10 protein-coding genes are annotated in these 4,591 nt (G+C 56.1%); 3 read left to right on the forward strand and 7 right to left on the reverse strand.

Annotated elements, in window-relative coordinates; genetic code table 11:
• The first annotated feature begins 34 nt into the window (after positions 1-34).
• Positions 35-565 (forward strand): class IV adenylate cyclase, encoded by a 531-nt coding sequence (cyaB, locus tag VGK48_00070; protein ID HEY2379546.1) that lies wholly within the window; start codon positions 35-37, stop codon positions 563-565.
• Positions 566-579: 14 nt separating this feature from the next.
• Positions 580-900, forward strand: coding sequence for a DUF2007 domain-containing protein (locus tag VGK48_00075; protein HEY2379547.1), 321 nt, complete (start codon positions 580-582; stop codon positions 898-900).
• Here VGK48_00075 and VGK48_00080 read toward each other — a convergent pair.
• On the reverse strand, positions 897-1,271 hold the full coding sequence (locus tag VGK48_00080) for a hypothetical protein (protein ID HEY2379548.1): 375 nt from the start codon (positions 1,269-1,271) through the stop codon (positions 897-899). The genes VGK48_00075 and VGK48_00080 overlap by 4 nt on opposite strands.
• A gap of 64 nt (positions 1,272-1,335) precedes the next feature.
• Between VGK48_00080 and VGK48_00085 the strand changes: the two genes are divergently transcribed.
• Positions 1,336-1,476: a hypothetical protein gene (locus VGK48_00085; GenBank protein ID HEY2379549.1), complete on the forward strand. Its 141-nt coding sequence runs from the start codon at positions 1,336-1,338 to the stop codon at positions 1,474-1,476.
• 99 nt (positions 1,477-1,575) lie between these two features.
• Here VGK48_00085 and VGK48_00090 read toward each other — a convergent pair whose 3' ends face one another.
• The 6 genes from VGK48_00090 to VGK48_00115 form a co-directional block, all read right to left on the reverse strand.
• Positions 1,576-1,722, reverse strand: a complete 147-nt coding sequence (locus VGK48_00090) for a CcmD family protein (GenBank protein HEY2379550.1) — start codon at positions 1,720-1,722, stop codon at positions 1,576-1,578.
• Positions 1,715-2,389, reverse strand: coding sequence for a cytochrome c biogenesis protein CcsA (gene ccsA, locus VGK48_00095; GenBank protein ID HEY2379551.1), 675 nt, complete (start codon positions 2,387-2,389; stop codon positions 1,715-1,717). The genes VGK48_00090 and ccsA overlap by 8 nt, the downstream gene beginning before the upstream one ends.
• 7 nt (positions 2,390-2,396) lie before the next feature.
• A complete protein-coding gene (locus VGK48_00100; protein HEY2379552.1) occupies positions 2,397-3,062 on the reverse strand; it encodes a heme exporter protein CcmB in 666 nt (221 codons plus the stop codon).
• A gap of 226 nt (positions 3,063-3,288) precedes the next feature.
• A complete protein-coding gene (ccmA, locus tag VGK48_00105; GenBank protein HEY2379553.1) occupies positions 3,289-4,005 on the reverse strand; it encodes a heme ABC exporter ATP-binding protein CcmA in 717 nt (238 codons plus the stop codon).
• Entirely contained in the window at positions 4,002-4,337 is a 336-nt protein-coding gene (locus tag VGK48_00110; protein HEY2379554.1) for a hypothetical protein, read from the reverse strand. Before VGK48_00110 ends, ccmA begins: the two co-directional genes overlap by 4 nt.
• A partial coding sequence (locus VGK48_00115) for a zinc-ribbon domain-containing protein (GenBank protein HEY2379555.1) occupies positions 4,334-4,591 on the reverse strand: 258 nt, incomplete at its 5' end. The genes VGK48_00115 and VGK48_00110, both read right to left, overlap by 4 nt.

A 4,591-nucleotide genomic window follows, 5' to 3' on the forward strand; every position in this document is an offset into this window, starting at 1 on the left:
TAACAGAATTTGTTGAAGGGTATAATCAAAGTACATGCAGGAAGTGGAGATCAAGTTCGCGGTGAAGGAGACAAAAGCCGTCGCCGAGAAACTGACCAAGCTTGGATTTCAAGTCACAGTTGGCCGGCATTTGGAAAAAAACTACCTGTTCGACGATGCCTCCGGGAAGTTGCGGAGTGCAGGCCGGCTGCTCCGCGTCCGCAAGACACCGTCGAATCCAACCGTCACATTCAAGGGCCCCATTTCTGCCGCTTCACAGCTGAAACATCGCGAAGAAGTCGAATGCCGGATCGAAAGCGCCGAGACCATGATCCGCATCCTCGAAGAAGTCGGATTCGAGATCCGAATGGAGTATTCGAAATACCGGACTGTGTTCGAAAAGGACGGATTCAACGTCTCACTGGACGAAACCGAAGCAGGAAATTATCTGGAAGTGGAAGGTCCGTCGGATGAAGAGATTATGAAGCTGGGTGCAAAGCTCGGGTATTCGGAAAACGACTTTGTCCGTCGAACTTATGCAGAGCTTATTGGACATGCGCAGCCGAAGAAGGGATTGGGCCGCTAATCAAGGAGATACACATGACGAATGAAAAAGATCTTCCCGGAGATGAGCCGCTGGAGATGGTTGCCGTGGCCGGACCCTCCGAGGCTCAGATGATCGAAGAGATGCTGCAGAATAATGGGATCGAATGCAGTCTTCAGGGGGATATCATGTCGACGCCATGGCCGACAGTCAGCGACCTTGACGAGGTTCGCATCCTTGTCCGGCCGGCCGATGTCGCCCGCGCGGAGGAACTGATCGAAGCCTATTTCACCCCCGTCGCCAAAGACGAATTGACTGAAGGCGACTCCGAACTGGGCGTCGACGATGCCGACGAACCGAGCGGCTTTAAAATTTAGGCTGCACGTGCCGCGCGGGCCGTTCTGTATTTTCCCACGCCCGCGTGGCGCAGCTTCCCGGCGGCCGCCAGATAGTGCAGGGAACTGCCGACACCACGTTTGTCCAGGCCGGTAGCTTTGGCCACGTCCTCAATAGTCGCTTCACCGAGCTTCGCGACTGCGTCTATAATGGTTCGGCTGCGGTTTTCCCGGGATCGTTTGGCGGATGTTGCGCGCCGCGGCCGGCCTCGACGTTCCGTTCTCGGAATCGGAACGGTTTGGTCGCTGCCGTTGCCAACGACATAGCTTTCAATGGCATGCCGGACAACTTCATCCAGATGGCTATGCAGTTCCGCCGCAATGCGCTGGGTCAATTCGTCGATAAGAGCCATAATGCTGCTCCGTTATTTGAACTTAATCTGAAGATAGCACAAGGACTTAAGGCAAGTATTAACTATGGATAATTTTACCATCGCAGTGATCGCAGGAGACGTCATCATGTGCGCGGCTTTCATCGCGCTCATGGTGTTCGACAAGGGCGGCAAACCCACCGCTCCGGTCGCACCGCTGAAACCCGCCGGAAAACGACCTGCCTGATCTGTTCGCGCGGTTTTAGCCCGCAGATGACGCGGATTACGCAGATGGGGCGCATCATAAGTCCATCTTGCGCCACATCTGCGGCTAACTACTTTGAGATTACGTGCGGTCTTTGAGCTGGCTTTTCAATTCGTCCAGTTTTTTGTCGAGCTTCTTCTGGCGGGCGATCATCATCCACATGAAAATGAAAATGACCAGGAAGGCGAGCCCGTAGGCCGCAAATGCGAATTGGAGTCCTCTATTCATGGGCCACTATCACCTGCTCGAGATAGTTCACTTCTTCCTCGACTCTTGCAATGGCAAGACGCCGGTTCAGGATATAGATAAACAGGAGCGTGACGGCGAAGAATGAAGCGAGGAGCGCCTCGTTCATTTCCGTGGGCTCGCCTCCACCGCCGGGACTGATAACGGCTTGGGGATGCTGGGTCCGGAACAGGTAGATCGCCAGGTAATTGATCGGGACATCCACCACGGCCAGCAGTCCGAAAACACTCGACAGAACGGCCCGCTTAGCGCCCTCGGGCACGAACGCGCGGAGCATCAGATAAGCGATGAGAATCAGGTAAAGGACAACTTGCATTGTCGTTCGCGCGTCCCATACCCACCACGGTCCCCAGATCGGGCGCGCCCACATGACTGCGGTCAATAGCTGCGCCGTGATGACGACAACGCCGACTTCGGCGGAAGCCTGCGCGAAGCGGTCCCACCTGGAGTTCCGGCTGCTGAGATAGCGGATCGAGCCGTAGCCCAGGAGAAATGCCGCAACATATCCCATGATCGCGAGCGGAACATGGATATACATAATCCGTTGCGCGTCTCCCTGCGTGGCTTCGCGCGGCGCAAAGATGAAGATCATGTAGAGCGCGAATACCATCGATACCAATGTGAGTATGGCCAGAATTTTCGGCTTCATTATTCCTCTATTCCTCTACCGCGAATTCGAACAGCAGGTACGACAGCGTCAGGTAGACAATCGTAAACCCCGCCAAAATATACAACCAAGAAGAGATTTGCCGGATCTCTTCGGTCAGAACCTGCCGCGTGCTCTCGACCGCCGCAATGATGACCGGAACCGTCAGCGGGATCTGCAACACCGGCAGCATGACTTCTTTCATTCGAGTATTCGACGAGATCGTCGAGAGAATCGTGCCGACGCCGGCGATCGCCACCGTGCCGAGACACGCAATCCCGGCGACTTCGATAAATTTCAGGTCGAAATTGAATCCGTTGAAGATGACGAAGAGCGGGAGGATGATGATTTCCGCGATCATCATAAAGATGAAGTTGCTCGCCACCTTCCCGATGTAAAGGTCTCCGCGGCTGAGCGGCGCCAGGAGAAGCCCCTGCAGGCAGTCGTTGTCGGTTTCCATCGCAAAGGAGCGGTTCAAGCCGAGGATCGCCGCGAAGGAGATCGCCACCCAGAGTGTGCCCGGCGCGACGAGGGACTTATCCAGGCCTGTGGATTCGAACGCGAAATTGAAGACCACGAGAACCAGTACCGCGAACATCGTCATCGATGCGAGCGATTCCTTGCTGCGCAGCTCGATGGCGATGTCTTTGAAGATGATGGCGGAGACCGGTTTCATGTCGAGCAACATTCCCCGCCTTTCCAAGGCGGGGTGGCTGCGCCCCCAAAAAAAAAGTTCCGTTCCTTAGCGGCGCAGACGGGGCGGTTGGTAACTTCAAACAAAACAAGGTGCGCTTCGCGGTTCGAACTAACCACCCCGTACGCGCGGCTAAGGACGCTTCGCGGCTTTTTGTTTATCGCGCGTCCACCCCTCCTTGGAAAGGAGGGGAATGTCTGCATGCTTCTCATCTCGCCACGCCCACGCGGATGTATTGGTTGTAGGCGTCGCGTAGCGCTGCCTCTCGCGGCGCCGCATCGCACACCACTTTACCCCGATCGATAATTACCGCCCGGGTTGCGGCCCGGACTCCCTGATCGAAATCATGTGTCGTCAGGATTACCGTTTTCCCCGCTGCCACCGCCTCATCCAGAATCTGATTCAGCATGTCTACGGCGTTCGCATCGAGTCCTGTGTATGGTTCATCCAGCAGGATGATGGACGGATCATGCAGGATCACTCGCGCCAGACCGAGGCGCTGATGCAGTCCCCTGGAAAACGACCGCACCGGATCGTTCTTCCGCCGCTCGAGGCCGACGCGCTCCAGAAGCTTCCGGATCCGGTTTTCCAGATCGGCTGTGCCGTAAAGCCGGCCGAAGAAGCGCAAATTTTCAACCGGGTTCAGGTCTCTATAAAGAAATGTGTTGTGGGATAGAAACCCGATGTGACGCCGCGCCTTCTCCGGTTCTTCCCGGATGTCGACGCCTTCAATCGCCAGTCTCCCCTGCGTGGCCCGTACCAGCGTCGCGGCGACCTTCAGAAACGTGGTCTTCCCGGCGCCGTTTCTTCCGAACAGGGCGACGAACTCTCCGCGCCGCACCGTCAGCGTTACGCCGCCAAGAGCGGTGAAGTGTCCGAAAGTTTTTCGAATATCCTGAGATTCAAGTGCAAGCGTGGCAGTCAATGAGATTTCGTCTTCTCCAGGATTCTGGACAGCTGAAACTTCAGCTCCTTTAGTTCCTGCTTGTACTTCTTCTCGTCCAGGGTGCCCGATTCCTTCTTCGATTCCAGTTCGGCAATGCGGTCGATCAGTTCGTCTTTGCGCTTGGACACGTCTTCGCGGCCCTTCTTTCGCGCCACCGCTTCTTTGTGCAGCTGAAGGGAGTAACTGATACTCCACAGCAGAAAAGCGCCGACAAACGCGATGATGAACCAGGTGTGCGCGCCCATCGCGTTCGGCACATCCGCGGTGCGGACGCCTTCATCCTGCGCCAGGAACAGTAGGAGCATCATCAATAGTTCAGCTTAGCTCCGCAGTCCGCGCAAAACTTGTTGACCGGCGGATTGGCTGCTCCGCAGGACGAGCAGGCGCTTGTCTGGGTACCGGATTTCGATTTGTTCTTGCGCGCGGAGATCTCGCGGCGAATGAGAGCATCGAGATCTTTCGATGATTCGATGGTCTCGATTTCCTGAAGGACGGCGGCGGCTTCCGTGCTCATATCACCGCGGATTCTGCGATAGTCGTCGTCGGAGAGCTTGCCGCACTTATA

The organism is Terriglobia bacterium (assembly GCA_036496425.1).
In the GTDB taxonomy this organism is placed as follows: Bacteria; Acidobacteriota; Terriglobia; order 20CM-2-55-15; family 20CM-2-55-15; genus 20CM-2-55-15.